The sequence below is a fragment of the Brevibacillus sp. FSL K6-6036 genome, from assembly GCF_037964015.1.
In the GTDB taxonomy this organism is placed as follows: domain Bacteria; phylum Bacillota; class Bacilli; order Brevibacillales; family Brevibacillaceae; genus Brevibacillus; species Brevibacillus borstelensis.
The window spans coordinates 1-15,000 of sequence record NZ_CP150173.1 but is presented as its reverse complement, the minus strand read 5'-3'; the positions used below and the strand labels follow the sequence as shown (position 1 = coordinate 15,000).

Below are 15,000 nucleotides of genomic sequence, written 5' to 3'. Positions count from 1 at the left end.
TTGCGTATAGCGGCCCATGACAGAAATGCCCTTCATCTCCGTGCGGATAATGATCCCCGAGGTGGTGATGATCATCAGATCCTCTTCCGGCTCGACGACTTTCAGGCCAACGACGTGCCCGCTCCGCTCGGTTACATTGTGCGTCTTGATTCCCTTGCCGCCGCGAGACTGAATCCGGTACTCTTCTACCGGGGTCCGCTTTCCGTAGCCATTCGCCGTGACAATCAATACTTCCGCATTCGGCTTGATAACGTCCATATCGATTACGTCATCGTCATCATCAAGCGAAATCCCTTTTACCCCGGTGGCGCTGCGGCCCATCGTCCGTACGTCGCTTTCCTTGAAGCGGACCGACATCCCGTTGCGGGTACCCATGATAATTTCCTGATTGCCGTCTGTGAGGCGCACGGCGATCAGCTCGTCATCCTCGCGAAGATTGACGGCAAACAGACCGCCCCTTCGGATGTTGGCATAAGCTGCCAGCTCGGTCTTTTTGATAATCCCCTTCTTCGTTCCGAAGAACAGGTACCTGTCTTCGCTGAACTCTTTTACCGGGATGACCGCACTGACCCGCTCCCCTTTTTCGATCTGAATCAGGTTGATGATCGGAGTGCCTTTGGCTGTACGGTTGAGATCCGGGATTTCGTAGCCCTTCAACCGGTACACCTTGCCCTTGCTGGTAAAGAACATGATGTGGTCGTGCGAATTCGTGATATACAGATGCTCGACAAAGTCGTTATCCTTGGTGCCGATTCCCTGGATACCGCGACCGCCCCGCTTCTGCGCACGGTAGGTAGTCACCGGCAAACGCTTGATGTACCCATCATGCGTCAGCGTGATCACCACATCCTCTTCCGGAATCAGGTCGGCATCCTCGATGCTTTCCTCGTCAAAGGTAATGACCGTACGGCGCTCGTCGCCAAACTTCTCTTTGATCTCCTCAAGCTCTTCGCGGACAATCGCGTAGATCTTGTTTTCATCGGCGAGAATAGAGCGCAGCTCGGCGATTTTTGCCAGGAGCTCCTGGTATTCGTTCTCGATTTTTTCCCGCTCCAACCCGGTCAAGCGCTGCAGGCGCATGTCCAGAATGGCTTGAGCCTGCTCGTAGCTTAGACCGTAACGGTTCATCAAGCCGTCACGCGCTTCTTCGGTCGTTTGCGAAGAGCGAATCAGACTGATGATCTCATCGATATGATCGAGCGCGATCCGCAAGCCCTCTAAAATATGGGCCCGCGCTTCCGCTTGCTTCAGATCGTACTCGGTCCGTCTACGGATGATTTCCCGCTGATGCTGGAGATAGTAGTACAGCATATCCCGCAAATTCAGAACGCGGGGACGATTGTCGACCAGAGCCAGCATGTTCACGCCGAAGGTGCTCTGCATCTGCGTATGCTTGAACAGATTGTTCAAGACAACCTTCGGTACCACGTCGCGGCGCAATTCGATCACGATCCGCATACCTTTGCGATCGGACTCGTCACGCAGATCCGTAATGCCCTCCAGTTTCTTTTCGCGAACGAGCTCGGCAATCTTCTCGACGAGCCTTGCCTTATTCACCTGGTAAGGAAGCTCGGTTACGATGATGCGCGGCTTTCCTTTTTCTTCCTCAATCATGGTTTTGGCACGCATGATAATCGAACCGCGGCCAGTTTCATAAGCCCGGCGGATGCCGCTGTAGCCCAAAATTTCACCCGCTGTAGGGAAGTCAGGCCCTTTGATGATCTTCATCAGATCCTGCAGGGTAATATCGGGGTTGTCGATCATGGCAACAACGCCATCGATGACTTCTACCAGGTTATGCGGTGGAATATTGGTCGCCATCCCAACGGCAATACCTGCAGAGCCGTTCACCATCAGGTTGGGAAAACGGGATGGAAGTACGACAGGCTCTTCTTTCCGCCCGTCGTAGTTGGGAGTGAAATTGACTGTTTCTTTATCGATATCTCGCAGCAATTCAAGCGCCAGCTTGGACATGCGGGATTCGGTATAACGCATGGCAGCCGCAGGGTCCCCGTCCACAGAACCGAAGTTGCCCTGTCCCTCAACCAAGAGGTAGCGCATGTTGAAATCCTGAGCCATCCGGACCATTGTTTCATAGATGGCGCTGTCACCGTGAGGATGGTAGTTGGCCATTACTTCACCGACGACGTTTGCCGACTTTCGGAACGCTTTGTCCGGAGTCAATCCCATGTCGTGCATGGCATACAAAATACGCCGGTGAACCGGCTTCAGCCCGTCGCGAACATCTGGCAACGCACGGCTCACAATTACACTCATCGCGTAGCTAATGAACGATTCTTTCATCTCATGACTAATGTCAACTTTAGGAAACCGAGCTGTTTCTTCAGCCATAAAGAGTAAACCTCCAACTGGTTATCGCAATACGTCATTATACCATATTCGGACGGTCCTCGTCCAAAGTCTCGCAAAAAGCGCAACCAGGCTGTTTCTCAAGATGGATGAATGTCGGCTTTCTCCTTGCTCTCCACCCGTCGCCATACATACACAGAGTAGATCACCAAGAAGAGAATCACGAACAATGTGGAGAAGCGATACATGTGGGCAAAGCCCGTTGTTTTCGCCACCGCGCCCAGCACCATCGCCCCCATCCCGATGCCGAGATCAAAGGCGGAAAAGAAAGTCCCGTTCGCTGCACCGCGCCTGCCCGGCTCCACTCTGTTGATCGTCCATGCCTGCAGCGAAGGCTGAACAGCACCGAAACCGGCACCGAACAAAACGGCTGCAAGCGCCAGCCCGACAGCCGATGTGCTGAAGGAAAGAACTGCAAGTCCGATGCCCGCGATCAATGCACCGGGAATCAGCACCCAGACGTGTCCCTTTTGGTCAAACAGCTTCCCGGCAAAGGGGCGAACCAGCATCAGGGAAACGGCATTGAACAGGAAAAACAGCCCCACATTGGCGATGTGGACCTCTTGGCCAAACAAGGTGATGAAGCTGACGATACCGCCGTAGGTAACGCCAAACAGCAGGGCTAGCAGAGAGGGGAACAGGGCCTTTTTCTCTACCAATCCGCTCACCGCAGAAGGGGCAGGTGCGGAAGCCGCGGGTTTTTCAGCTTTGATAGGCTCACTGACCTTCACAAACTTGGACATCAGCAGGGCAGCCACCGTAAGCAGCGCGGAGATGGCAAACAACCATCCGTATCCGCTGGATTCAACCAGCCACAGTCCAAACATCGGTCCCAGAGCCATGGCGAGATTGCCGAACATCCCGAAGTACCCCATCCCTTCTCCCCGCCTCTGGGCCGGAATCAGGTCGGATGCGATCGTTCCATAGGTCGTCGTAGCAATGCCCCAGCCGATGCCGTGGATAAATCTGACCACGAGGACAAGAGCTACTGTCGTCATCCAGTAATAGCCGGAGACGGACAGGAAAAAAATCGCCAGTCCCACTATGAGTATGGGCATTCTTCCGATGGAATCGAGCGCTTTTCCAGCGAAGGGACGGATCAGAAGCGCCGAAATGGTAAAAATGCTGATCACCAATCCGACGTCCACCTGGTCACCGCCGCGCTCCGTAACAAAAAGCGGAAGGGTGGGAATCAGCATTTGAAAGGCGATAAACAACAAAAAGTTGGATAGCGCCAGGAGTATAAAGTTTCTCGTCCAAAGGGACTCTGTTTCTGTCATGACTTTCTCCCCTTCCTGCATTGCTGAAACAAACGTAACAAGCACACTTCCTATACATTATGCTTTTAAAAGTTTTTTAATGTCAACATGCAAACTTTACTCACGGTCCAGCTCCCGCAATTGTTTCAAAGTTTCCCGGTAAGCCCTCTCCATTTCCTCCTTCTCGGCTTGTTCCAGCTTTGGCGACGACAGGCGGCCGATCAAATCGGTCAGTCTCGTTTCCAACACCATCCGCTCTTCCTCCCGCCCTCGTTTTGGCTTGTTTTTCCGTTCCAGATATTCTTGATAGGTTCCGGAAAAAAGTGTGAGCTTTTCTTCGTCAAGACAGAGAACAGCATCGGCTAGCCGTTGGATGAATTTGCGGTCGTGGGAGGCGAACAGGATCGTTCCGGGAAACTCCAGCAGGATCCGCTCCAGCTCTTCCTGCGTAGGAATATCGAGAAAGTTGGTTGGCTCATCCAGCAGCAAAACATTGTAGTCGCCGAGGAAAACCTTCGCCAGTGCGGTCTTGACTCGTTCACCACCACTTAAAACCGATACCGTTTTGTGAATTTCATCGTTTGTAAACAACATCCGGGCCAGTGCCGTGCGAATCGTTGTGTCCGAGTGGCGACTGCTTTCCCTGACGTTATTCCAAATGCTCTTGTTCTCATCAAGAATGGATAGGCTCTGGCTGAAGTACCCGACTCTGCTGCTCGGAGATACAGATATTCCGTCCGCCTGGCTGTATATCATGGAGAGGAGCGTCGATTTTCCGCAGCCGTTTCCCCCAATGATGGCTACCTTTTGGCCGGGGCGGACGGAGAAGGAAAGCTGTTCAAACAGCGTTTTCCCTTCTACACGCCTGGTAACCTTCCCGACCTGGATGACCGTTCGTCCATGCTGTTCTCCGTAGTGATTTACATCAAATCTGACGCTAGGCAGCTCCTTCGGCTTTTCCTTTTTTTCCAGCCTGGCCAGACGGCTCTCCATGGCGAGAGCGGCTTTCTCCACCTTTTCCCGTTTGCCATTTGCTTTTCTTTTGTGCAGGCGGGCCTCAGAGTTTCCCATTCGCTTCGGAGCCTTTCTGATCTCGCTGGCCCGTTGCTTTGTCTCCGTAAACGCTTGAGTCAGCCGCTCCTTTTCTTTGCGGTATTCCTCGTACTCAAACCACTCCCGTTCGCGCTTTTTTTCCTTCTGCTCGCGATAGTCGGAGTAATTCCCCTTGTACTCGCTTATCTTGCCGTCTTCCACTTCCCAAATGCGGGTGCATATCGTGTCAAGCAATTCGCGGTCGTGCGAAATCAGGATTACGGCTCCATCGTAAGCGAGCAAGGACTCCTCAAACTGGCGAATCCCGGTCATGTCGAGATGGCTCGTCGGTTCATCCGCAAAAAGAAGCGGAGCTTGCTGTTCCAATGCAGCGGCAATTTTTAGCCGAACCGTCTCGCCCCCGCTCATTTGCGAATGAATATGAGAGATGCCCCACATGCGTCTGGCGTGCCCGGTTGTTTCCGCCGCTTCTTCCCCCTGATCGATCTGCTGAATCAAGGCGGTCGAGCCGTACCAGTTGACTTGGCCTGCATCCGGCTGCGTAAGCCCTGCAAGCACATGCATCAACGTGCTTTTTCCGACGCCGTTTTGACCGACGATGCCGATCCTGTCTCCGTAGAATACCTCCAGTTTTTTTGCTTCAAAAATCACTCTGTCGCCAAAGCTTTTTTCAATCTGACGCGCTTCCAGCAGTAGCATAAAAAAATTCCTCCTTTGCTGCCTTTGGATTGGTTCCTGCCTGGTTGGAAAGCAAGACTTTCTTCCGAACCAGGCAAACAAAAAAGAGACGCCGAAACATACCGACGTCTCCTCTGGGAAAAACGAACGCCGCCGCTTGCGCTCGCCTCTTTCATGCAGCTATAAAAAAGAGCGCTCGCAATACGGCGCTCCGTTTTTTCCAATACAAACGCTCCCGTCATGCCGGAAGCCCGCTCCAGATGACTGGAAATAGAAAAAAGGCACCGGCATATCGGTACCTTTCGTATCGCGTTTGTCTGCCGCGTTGCAAGCATGGCAAAAAGCAAGGTTATAGAGCACCCGATATGTTTTCGTTACTATGCAGTTGAGCTGTATTCGTAACGAAAACTACTTTCAATGGACTGCCCTCCGGTTCTGACCACAGTAATGAATACCTTACTTTATCAGTATAGCTTACATCTTTCCCCAAAACAAGAAAAGACAAGCATCTATTGCTTATTTTTTGCAAAAGCAGGGACGCTCCCGTAGGTGAAGAGCCGCCACAGCCATTCCATCGGCCCCATCGCAAACCGGGCCATCCGCCAGCAGCTTTCGGCCGGTTGCACGAATATGCTCGATGTAGATGGCGATGCAATTCAACATGGTTTGTACGTATCCGACTTTGGACTGAAGAGCAAACAGATTGGCAATGGCCACAATGAGCGCCGTTCCTTACGCCTCATGCGAGCAGTTATCACAGCTTGACGATTCCTTCGAGACTGCTGTTTTGAATCGTAGATTTGGCGTCTACCACTAATCGGATGGCTATGAGAACCATATGAATAACCCGTTTCATAAAATGTTCTCCCCTTTCTTGCTGTCGTTTCTGACTTCATTGTAAGGGGAACGGGAAAGGGCCGCTATCGAATTGTCTTTCAGATTGCTTACATTGTCGTAAGGCAGAAAAACGGTGTAGGATCATGACATTTTTGCTGTCAAAGAGGAAATACACTGCTCAAGCTAAAGAAAACAGCTTCTCTTGGCCAAACAATTTTCCTGCAAAGAACACAACAAATAAATATTGAAATAACCATATGATTATATTAGTATCTGAATCAGAAGAGGTATTGGAGGAGAATGATGGACACGAAACAGGTAGTAGCCATGTTAAAGGCTTTAGCAGACCCTACAAGGCTAAAAATTATTGCCTTATTGCAAACTCGCAGCTGCTGCGTATGTGAGCTTGTACCGATCTTTGGCATATCCCAACCAGCGATTTCCAAGCACATGAGCCGCCTGAAAAGTGTGGACCTTGTCATCGAGTCAAGAAAAGGCCAATGGGTATTTTACACTCTCAATAAAGCACGCCTGGAACAAGTAGCGCATGCACTCGGTAACCTGCCTGATTACTCCGAAGAATTTTCAAAGTTGGAGCAGCAGGGGTTATTGGTTACCTGTGAATAGGAAGGACTGAATTAAATCATGTTCGCTATCTGGAGTGCCTTTCTGATTTTTGCTTTGACATTAATTTTTGTAATTTGGCAGCCAAAGGGGCTTAACATTGGCTGGTCTGCTGCCGGAGGAGCCCTCCTGGCCTTGCTGTGCGGCGTTGTCAGCTTTGCGGATGTTGTCGCCGTCACCGGTATCGTGTGGAATGCCACATTGGCCTTTGTAGCCATTATTTTCATATCGCTGCTCCTGGATGAAATCGGCTTCTTTGAGTGGTCCGCTCTGCATATGGCCCGTCTGGCAAAAGGGAACGGGCGACTCATGTTCATCTATGTCGTGTTGCTCGGAGCCGCAGTAGCCGCTTTCTTTGCCAATGACGGAGCTGCTCTCATTTTGACCCCCATTGTTCTGGCGCAAGTCAGAGCATTGAAGTTTCCTGACAAGATGGTCCTGCCCTTTGTCATGGCTAGCGGTTTTATCGCAGATACGACATCTCTGCCGCTGATCGTCAGCAACCTGGTTAACATTGTATCTGCCGACTACTTTGACATCGGTTTTGTCGAATACGCTTCCCGTATGATCATTCCGAATTTCTTTGCCCTTGGAGCCAGCTTGCTTGTCTTGTATTGGTATTTCAAAAAAGATATTCCCCGACAATACGATTTGTCACAACTGAAAAAGCCGCATGAAGCCATAAGAGACAAACGGCTGTTCCGGCTATCCTGGGTGATTTTAACGCTTTTGCTCGTTGGTTACTTGATGAACGAGCTTCTGGCTGTTCCCGTATCGATTACAGCAGGACTTGCAGCCGTGATCTTTCTCCTGATCTCACGAAGAAGTAAAGTCATCGCCACCAAACGAATCATAAAAGAGGCTCCCTGGTCGATTGTCATTTTCTCAATCGGGATGTATGTCGTCGTGTATGGGTTGCGTAATGCGGGATTGACTGACATGCTCAGCGATGTCATCCAGAAAATCTCTGATCAAGGGCTCCTGGCTGCCACAATCGGCATGGGCTTTTTATCTGCCTTCCTGTCTTCGATCATGAACAACATGCCTACTGTCATGATCGATGCTCTCGCTATTCAGGGGACGCAAACATCCGGGATAATTCGGGAAGCACTGGTGTACGCAAACGTAATTGGTTCCGACCTCGGTCCAAAGATTACGCCGATCGGTTCGCTCGCCACTTTGCTCTGGCTCCACGTGCTTTCCCGGAAAGGAGTTGCGATCAGTTGGGGGCAGTATTTCAAAACCGGGATTGTCTTGACGATTCCCACATTGTTCATCACACTGCTGGGCTTGTATCTATGGCTGCAGATCATTTCGTAATGAAAACCAACTTTTCATCCATGAAAGGAATGGCGATGTCATGCAGAAAAAACCGTTGATTTACTTCCTTTGCACGGGAAATTCTTGCCGCAGCCAAATGGCTGAAGGCTTTATGAGATCACTTGGCGGAGACCGTTATGAGGTAAAAAGCGCAGGTCTGGAAGCCCATGGACTAAACCCGCTTGCGGTACGTGTAATGAAAGAAGACAATGTAGATATTCGTTCGCATACGTCCGATGTGATTGATCCCGATACGCTTGCCCGCGCCGACTACGTGATTACGCTTTGCGGCCATGCCGATGAGCATTGCCCGGCGGTTCCCGGCAATAGCGCAGTAAAATGGCATTGGGGCTTTGATGATCCGGCTAAAGCCAGCGGCACGGAAGAAGATATAATCAATCGTTTCCGCGTTGTACGTGATTCTATTAAAAGTCGGATTGAACAGTTTTTGAAGGAAGGCAAATAACGAAAGCATAACAAAAAGCTTGCCCCCGAGAGGACAAGCTTTTCTTAATTCTCTTCCAGACAGTTTTGAGAGAAAGTATTCCTAAATATCCAAATCCCGCACATTCGCCGCATACTGTTCAATAAATTCGCGACGCGGCTCTACTTCGTCGCCCATCAGCGTCTGGAACACCAGATCGGCCTCCATCGCATCATCCAGGTCTACCTGCAGCAGGGTGCGAACTGCAGGGTCCATGGTTGTTTCCCACAGCTGCTCTGCGTTCATCTCACCCAATCCTTTGTAGCGCTGAATGTTTGGCTTAGGCGTAGTTTTCAGCGAAGCGAGGATTTCATCACGCTGTTGATCTGTATAGGCATAGTGAATTTGTTTACCCTGCTTGATGCTGTAGAGCGGCGGCTGAGCGATGTAAATATAGCCGGACTCGATCAATTGCCGCATGTAACGGTAGAAGAACGTCAAGAGCAGTGTCCGAATATGGGAACCGTCGACGTCGGCATCCGTCATGATGACCACTTTGTGATAGCGCGCTTTGGAAATGTCAAAGTCTTCACCTACACCCGTTCCGAGCGCAGTGATGATCGTCCGGATCTCATTGTTTCCGAGAATTTTGTCCAGACGGGCTTTCTCTACGTTCAAAACCTTACCGCGCAGCGGCAGAATGGCCTGAAAATGACGGTCCCGCCCCATTTTGGCAGAGCCGCCCGCGGAGTCACCCTCAACGATAAACAGCTCGGACTCGGAAGCATCCTTGGACGAACAGTCGGCCAATTTACCCGGCAATGCGCTCACTTCCAGCGCGCTCTTGCGCCGGGTCAGCTCGCGTGCTTTCCGTGCTGCTTCACGCGCACGCGCAGCCATCAGAGCCTTTTCCACGACCTTCTTGGCGACGCCTGGGTTCTCCTCCATGAAGGTGCTGAACCGATCGCCAAAGACCGACTCGGTAATACTGCGGGCCTCTGAGTTGCCCAGCTTCGTCTTCGTCTGACCCTCGAACTGCGGCTCGGGAATTTTCACCGAAATAATCGCGGTAATCCCCTCGCGCACGTCGTCGCCAGACAGGTTCGGATCTTTTTCCTTCAGGAAGTTGAACTTCCGGCTGTAATCATTGATCACGCGGGTGAGCGCAGTCTTGAAGCCGGATTCATGGGTTCCGCCCTCATGCGTATTGATATTGTTGGCAAAGGAGTAGATGTTGCTGACATAGCTGTCGTTGTACTGCAGGGCGACCTCTACCACCAGGCCATCCTTCTCTCCCTCGCAGTAAATCACTTCCTCGTGCAGAGGTTCCCGGTTTTTATTCAGGTACTCCACAAACTGGATAATGCCGCCCTCATAGTGGAACGTTTCTTCTTTTTCCCGCTCCGGACGCAGGTCCTTCAGCGTAATTTTCAGTCCTTTGTTCAGGAAGGCGAGCTCGCGAATCCGCTTTTGCAGCACTTCGTACTCGTATTCGGTCGTTTCGGTAAAAATCGTCGGGTCGGCCTTGAAGGTCACCTTTGTCCCGGTCTCTTCGGTCTCTCCGACCACGGCCAGATCGGCCTCGGGAACCCCTACATTGAACCGCATGAAATGAATTTTGCCGTTCTGCTTTACCTCTACTTCCATCCACTCGGAAAGAGCGTTCACGACGGAGCTGCCGACACCGTGCAGACCGCCGGATACTTTGTACCCGCCGCCGCCGAACTTACCGCCGGCGTGAAGAACCGTCAAAACCGTCTCTACCGTTGATTTCCCCGTCTTCTCATGAATGCCCGTAGGAATCCCGCGGCCGTTATCCGTTACAGAGACGGAATTATCAGGATGGATCTCGACGAGAATGCTGTCGCAATACCCGGCAAGCGCCTCGTCAATGGCGTTGTCCACAATCTCCCATACGAGGTGGTGCAGCCCGCGGCTGCTGGTAGAGCCGATATACATCCCCGGACGCTTCCGAACAGCTTCCAAGCCTTCCAAAACCTGAATCTGACTGGCATCATAGTTTGTATTATCTTTCGTCGTCACTTGATCCACTACTAGTCAACTCCTCCACTTCAGCTTGTACAAAGGAAACCTGATCCAAGCTGTCCACGAACTGAGCGCGTCGCTTCAGCGTCAGGGAAGAAATAGGCGAACAATAAATGGCATCTGTGGTGATGACGTATGATTTCGTCTCTTCTTGGTCTGAGTCAACGACCATCTTCTTTTTCTCTTGCAAAAACGCCTTGTTGTTCTTAGACGATTTTACAGTCTGATGATCCAAGATTGAGATGACATCCTTGGTGCTCACAACAGTATCTCCACCAATGTGTATAAACATGCCTGTTCCCTCTACCTTTCCCCGGAGATTTCCCCTTCCCGCACATAAAAACGAGAGGCTTGCTGGAGAACCTGATGTTTTAAGCCTTCCACACCTGTGGTGCTTACAAACGTCTGAACCCGATCTTGAATGGTTTCCAACAGCAAGGTTTGCCGATGTTCATCCAATTCGGAGAGCACATCGTCCAGCAAGAGGACCGGATACTCTCCCACTTCTTCCTTGATCAATTCGATTTCGGCCAATTTAATAGACAGCGCACTCGTACGCTGCTGTCCTTGGGAGCCGTATGTTTGCACATCCATGTCGTTTACTTTCAAGGTAAAATCGTCCCGGTGCGGGCCAATCATCGTGCTTCCCCGCGCCAGTTCCCGGTCAAAGACCTCTTCATAAGCTGCCAATAGCATATCCACCGCCTGTTCTGGAGTTTGCTCCTCCGTGACTGGCGAAGAATTTACGTAGTGCAGCGAGAGGATCTCTCTTTTGCCGGTAATGCCGCTGTGAATGTCTTTGGCCCACGCTTCCAGCTTGCGGAGAAACTCAAAGCGCTTCCGCAACAATTTTACCGCTAATTCCGCCAATTGAATATTCCAAATCCCCAGCATCTCCTTCGACCGGCTTTTTTTCATCGCCATGTCCTTCAACAGTTGATTGCGCTGGGCCAATACTTTGTTGTAATTGCTCAAATAATACAGATACGTCGGAGACACCTGGCCGATTTCCATATCGATAAATCGGCGTCGCTGGGCAGGCGCTCCCTTGACGATCGCCAAATCCTCGGGAGCAAACATGACCACATTCAGGGCTCCAACGTATGCACTCAGCTTTTGCTGCTCCATCCCATTAATTTTGGCCCTCTTTCCCTTTCCCGTCAACTGCAGTTCCAAGCGAACCGATCCGTAGCGACGCTCGACATCACTACGGATCGATGCAAAATTGGCTCCCCAGCCAATCAATTCCTTGTCTCTGGGGGTGCGGTGCGACTTGGCCAGAGCCAGTACGTAGATAGACTCCAGTACATTGGTCTTGCCCTGCGCATTGTTGCCGATAAACAGCTGGATGGGACTGTCAAACGAAAGAGAGAGCTGCCCGTAATTGCGAAAATGGGTAAGCGAAAGGTTCTTGATAAACAAGAATAGCGCTCTCCTCTCAGCGGCGAGTCACTTTGTAGCGGCCGTGTCCCTCGACGTCAATTTCGTCTCCGGGATAGAGCTTTCGGCCGCGACGATTTTCTTCTTCGCCGTTTACCTGAATGGGAACCTCTGCTAGAAACGCTTTCGCCATTCCTCCGGTATCAATGAGATCGGCCAGCTTGAGAAACTGGCCAAGAGCAATGTATTCAGTCTGAATGGAAACCTCACGCATGGATAGGCCTCCTTTCTGTTTGGCTGCTAGTAGGTTCGAACCGGCAGGATGAGGTGCAGCGTCCATTCGTGATCTGTCGGGCGAAGGACAAACGGGCTCATCGGACCGGTAAAGCATGCTTTGATCTCGCTGCTGTCGATAGAACGAAGCGCATCGATCATGTACTTGGCATTGAACGATATTTTCAGCTCTTCGCCATCCATCGCTTTTGGCATGACGATCTCCGTCACCTTGCCGATTTCCGGAGCGTTGGACGTAATTTCCACGCTGCCGTCAGGAAGTGTAACGAGGCGAACCACGTTGGACTTTCCTTCGCGGCTGAGCAAGGAAGCGCGTTCAATCGACTGCAGGAATTCTTTTGTGCTCACGGTAACTTCCGTCTTGCTGCTTTGCGGAATGATGCGGGCCGTATCCGGATAGGTCCCTTCCAGCAGACGGGAGTAAAACAGGATATGCTTTGATTTTACCAGTATCTGGTTGTCCGACACAACGATATCCACAGGATTCTGGTCCTCATCCAATATCTTTACCAATTCGTTGCAGCTTTTTCCCGGAACGACCACATTGGTAAAGGAAAGCTCCTCTGGACATTCTACCATAGCTGTGCGGCTGGCGAGTCGGTGGCTGTCCGTTGCCACAAATTTCAGCTGTCCTCCATTCAAAGACCACATCAGGCCAGTGAGGATCGGACGCATTTCCGATGTAGACACGGCAAAAACCGTTTGCCGGATCATCGATTTCAACAAATCGCCGGGAACGCTGAATACTTTATCTTCTTCCAGTTGCGGCAATTGCGGAAACTCGTTTGCATCCATGCCGTTAATCGTAAATTCAGCTTGTCCGGAACGAATCTGGGTCACGAGTCTATCATCTACCTGGATCTGAATCTCGCTGTTTGGCAGCTTGCGGACAATTTCACTAAAAATACGAGCTGTCAGAACAATGCTGCCTGGCTGATGAACGGTGACTCCCCACTCATCTGCTTCTTCGGTCGGAATCAAAACCTCGATGGATACATCAGAGTCGCTGGCAGTCAGCGTCAGTCCCTCCTGATCCGCTTTCATTTTGATCCCTGTCAAGATCGGAATAGTCGTTCTGCTGGAAACCGCCTTGCTGACGTGCGAAACGGCATTGGACAGTTTGTCGCGTTGAACGGTAATGTGCATCAACGTGAACCTCCCTTGTTCGTTCCATCTGTGTAATAAGCCTCAGGCATATTTGCCGGCGCCTATTCATATATCTATTAGGATAAATCTTTTAACAGAAGTAGTAATAGGGCTTGTGGATTTGTGGATATCTATGAATAGCGACGTAAAAGATAGCCTATACACATGTGGGTAAGTTGTGTATAGGCTTTTCGTGTTATTCACAGGTTAATGGTTTGCTTTCAATTTTTCAATCAAAGACTGAATCGTTACTTGCATCTGCGGATCGGTCGCCAGTGCCCGCGAGATTTTCTCATGGGCGTGGATGACGGTCGTATGGTCGCGGCCGCCAAATTCGTCGCCGATCTTCGGCAAGGAAGCGTCCGTCAGCTCGCGGGACAAATACATCGCGATCTGCCGCGGAAATGCCACAGACTTGGTGCGTTTTTTGGCCTTGAAATCTTCCAGCTTGAGATTGAACTCTTCCCCGACGGCACGTTGAATGTCGATGATGGTGATGACTCGCGGACGGGAAGACGGAATGATGTCTTTGAGCGCTTCCGCCGCCAATTGTGTATCGATATCGCGATTGATCAGGGACGAATAGGCGACTACGCGGATGAGTGCACCTTCCAATTCGCGAATGTTGCTGTCGATTTGATTGGCGATGTAAATCATCACTTCATTGGGAATGTCGAGGTTTTCGGCTTTTGCCTTCTTTCTGAGAATGGCAATCCTCGTCTCCAGATCAGGCGGCTGGATATCGGTAATCAAGCCCCACTCGAACCGGGAGCGGAGGCGATCCTCCAGAGTCGGAATCTCCTTGGGGGGACGGTCGGAGGAAATGACGATTTGCTTGCTTTCCTCGTGCAGCGCATTGAAGGTATGGAAGAACTCCTCCTGCGTCTGTTCCTTGCCCGCCAAAAATTGAATATCGTCGATCAAAAGCACGTCTACACTTCGATATTTATTGCGAAACTCTACCGTTTTGTTGTCCCGGATCGAGTTGATAAATTCGTTGGTAAACTTTTCAGACGACAAATAAACGACTTTCGCAGAGGGATTATGCTGAATCACATAATGGCCGATCGCATGCATCAAGTGGGTCTTGCCGAGTCCAACTCCTCCGTAAATAAACAATGGATTGTACGCTTTCGCAGGCGCTTCCGCCACAGCAAGAGAAGCCGCATGTGCAAAGCGGTTTCCTGAACCGATCACGAATGTGTCAAAGGTGTATTTCGGGTTCAGTATGCTCGGGGGCTGGTCGTCACCATTGCTGGGAGGTGCAGATACCTTTACGCGGGGAGCCGGCTGTTCATCGGCGAAAGCGGCATCGGGATTTTGCATGGCTACGAATTTTACCTTCATATTGACGCCTGTTACCTCATAGAGTGTATCAGTGATCAATTGAGAGTAACGGGTTTCCAGCCAATCGCGGGCAAAGTCGTTGGGTGCGACGACAATCAGCGCATCCTCTTCCAATGTGGTCGCCTTGGTCGCCTTCAGCCAGGTATCGAAGCTTGGTTTACTGAGCGATTTTTCTATCTTGGCAAGTACTTTGCGCCAAAGCTCGCTAATCGCTGCATCCAA

At 51.0% G+C, this 15,000-nt stretch carries 13 protein-coding genes (1 of these 13 only partly in view); 4 read left to right on the top strand and 9 right to left on the bottom strand.

The features are described from left to right. The 3 genes from gyrA to abc-f form a co-directional block, all read right to left on the bottom strand. Window positions 1-2,352: the 5' portion of a DNA gyrase subunit A gene (gyrA, locus tag NST37_RS00065; protein ID WP_024983197.1), read on the bottom strand. 189 nt of this gene lie to the left of the window's left edge; only the first 2,352 of its 2,541 coding nucleotides appear in the window; the start codon lies at window positions 2,350-2,352; its stop codon lies off the left edge, out of view. Window positions 2,353-2,450: 98 nt separating this feature from the next. Next, complete coding sequence (locus tag NST37_RS00060) at window positions 2,451-3,650, bottom strand: MFS transporter (protein WP_327970381.1); 1,200 nt, start codon at window positions 3,648-3,650, stop codon at window positions 2,451-2,453. A 96-nt stretch (window positions 3,651-3,746) separates the two neighbouring features. After that, a complete protein-coding gene (gene abc-f, locus NST37_RS00055) occupies window positions 3,747-5,381 on the bottom strand; it encodes an ABC-F type ribosomal protection protein (RefSeq protein ID WP_031932425.1) in 1,635 nt (544 codons plus the stop codon). Between the two features lie 528 nt (window positions 5,382-5,909). On the opposite strand from abc-f, the gene NST37_RS00050 reads away from it, so the two are divergent. The 4 genes from NST37_RS00050 (at window position 5,910) to arsC (ending at window position 8,607) form a co-directional block, all read left to right on the top strand. Next, on the top strand, window positions 5,910-6,125 hold the full coding sequence (locus NST37_RS00050; RefSeq protein ID WP_231504274.1) for a hypothetical protein: 216 nt from the start codon (window positions 5,910-5,912) through the stop codon (window positions 6,123-6,125). A gap of 375 nt (window positions 6,126-6,500) precedes the next feature. After that, window positions 6,501-6,824, top strand: coding sequence for a metalloregulator ArsR/SmtB family transcription factor (locus tag NST37_RS00045; protein ID WP_024983200.1), 324 nt, complete (start codon window positions 6,501-6,503; stop codon window positions 6,822-6,824). A gap of 18 nt (window positions 6,825-6,842) precedes the next feature. Beyond that, window positions 6,843-8,141 (top strand): arsenic transporter, encoded by a 1,299-nt coding sequence (locus NST37_RS00040; protein ID WP_024983201.1) that lies wholly within the window; start codon window positions 6,843-6,845, stop codon window positions 8,139-8,141. Between the two features lie 40 nt (window positions 8,142-8,181). Further along, window positions 8,182-8,607: an arsenate reductase (thioredoxin) gene (gene arsC, locus NST37_RS00035; RefSeq protein WP_003388873.1), complete on the top strand. Its 426-nt coding sequence runs from the start codon at window positions 8,182-8,184 to the stop codon at window positions 8,605-8,607. Window positions 8,608-8,688: 81 nt separating this feature from the next. Here arsC and gyrB read toward each other — a convergent pair whose 3' ends face one another. From gyrB to dnaA, 6 genes are all read right to left on the bottom strand, one after another. Beyond that, a complete protein-coding gene (gene gyrB, locus NST37_RS00030; RefSeq protein WP_003388872.1) occupies window positions 8,689-10,617 on the bottom strand; it encodes a DNA topoisomerase (ATP-hydrolyzing) subunit B in 1,929 nt (642 codons plus the stop codon). After that, the gene (locus tag NST37_RS00025) at window positions 10,592-10,903 is read right to left on the bottom strand and encodes an extracellular matrix/biofilm biosynthesis regulator RemA family protein (RefSeq protein WP_003388871.1); all 312 of its coding nucleotides are present in this window, start codon (window positions 10,901-10,903) and stop codon (window positions 10,592-10,594) included. The genes gyrB and NST37_RS00025 overlap by 26 nt, the downstream gene beginning before the upstream one ends. Before the next feature lie 11 nt (window positions 10,904-10,914). After that, the gene (gene recF / locus NST37_RS00020) at window positions 10,915-12,033 is read right to left on the bottom strand and encodes a DNA replication/repair protein RecF (RefSeq protein WP_339186061.1); all 1,119 of its coding nucleotides are present in this window, start codon (window positions 12,031-12,033) and stop codon (window positions 10,915-10,917) included. A 16-nt stretch (window positions 12,034-12,049) separates the two neighbouring features. After that, window positions 12,050-12,265 (bottom strand): S4 domain-containing protein YaaA, encoded by a 216-nt coding sequence (yaaA, locus tag NST37_RS00015; RefSeq protein ID WP_003388869.1) that lies wholly within the window; start codon window positions 12,263-12,265, stop codon window positions 12,050-12,052. 26 nt (window positions 12,266-12,291) lie between these two features. Beyond that, complete coding sequence (gene dnaN, locus NST37_RS00010; protein WP_339186060.1) at window positions 12,292-13,431, bottom strand: DNA polymerase III subunit beta; 1,140 nt, start codon at window positions 13,429-13,431, stop codon at window positions 12,292-12,294. Window positions 13,432-13,638: 207 nt separating this feature from the next. Continuing rightward, window positions 13,639-15,000 (bottom strand): chromosomal replication initiator protein DnaA, encoded by a 1,362-nt coding sequence (gene dnaA, locus NST37_RS00005; protein ID WP_003388867.1) that lies wholly within the window; start codon window positions 14,998-15,000, stop codon window positions 13,639-13,641.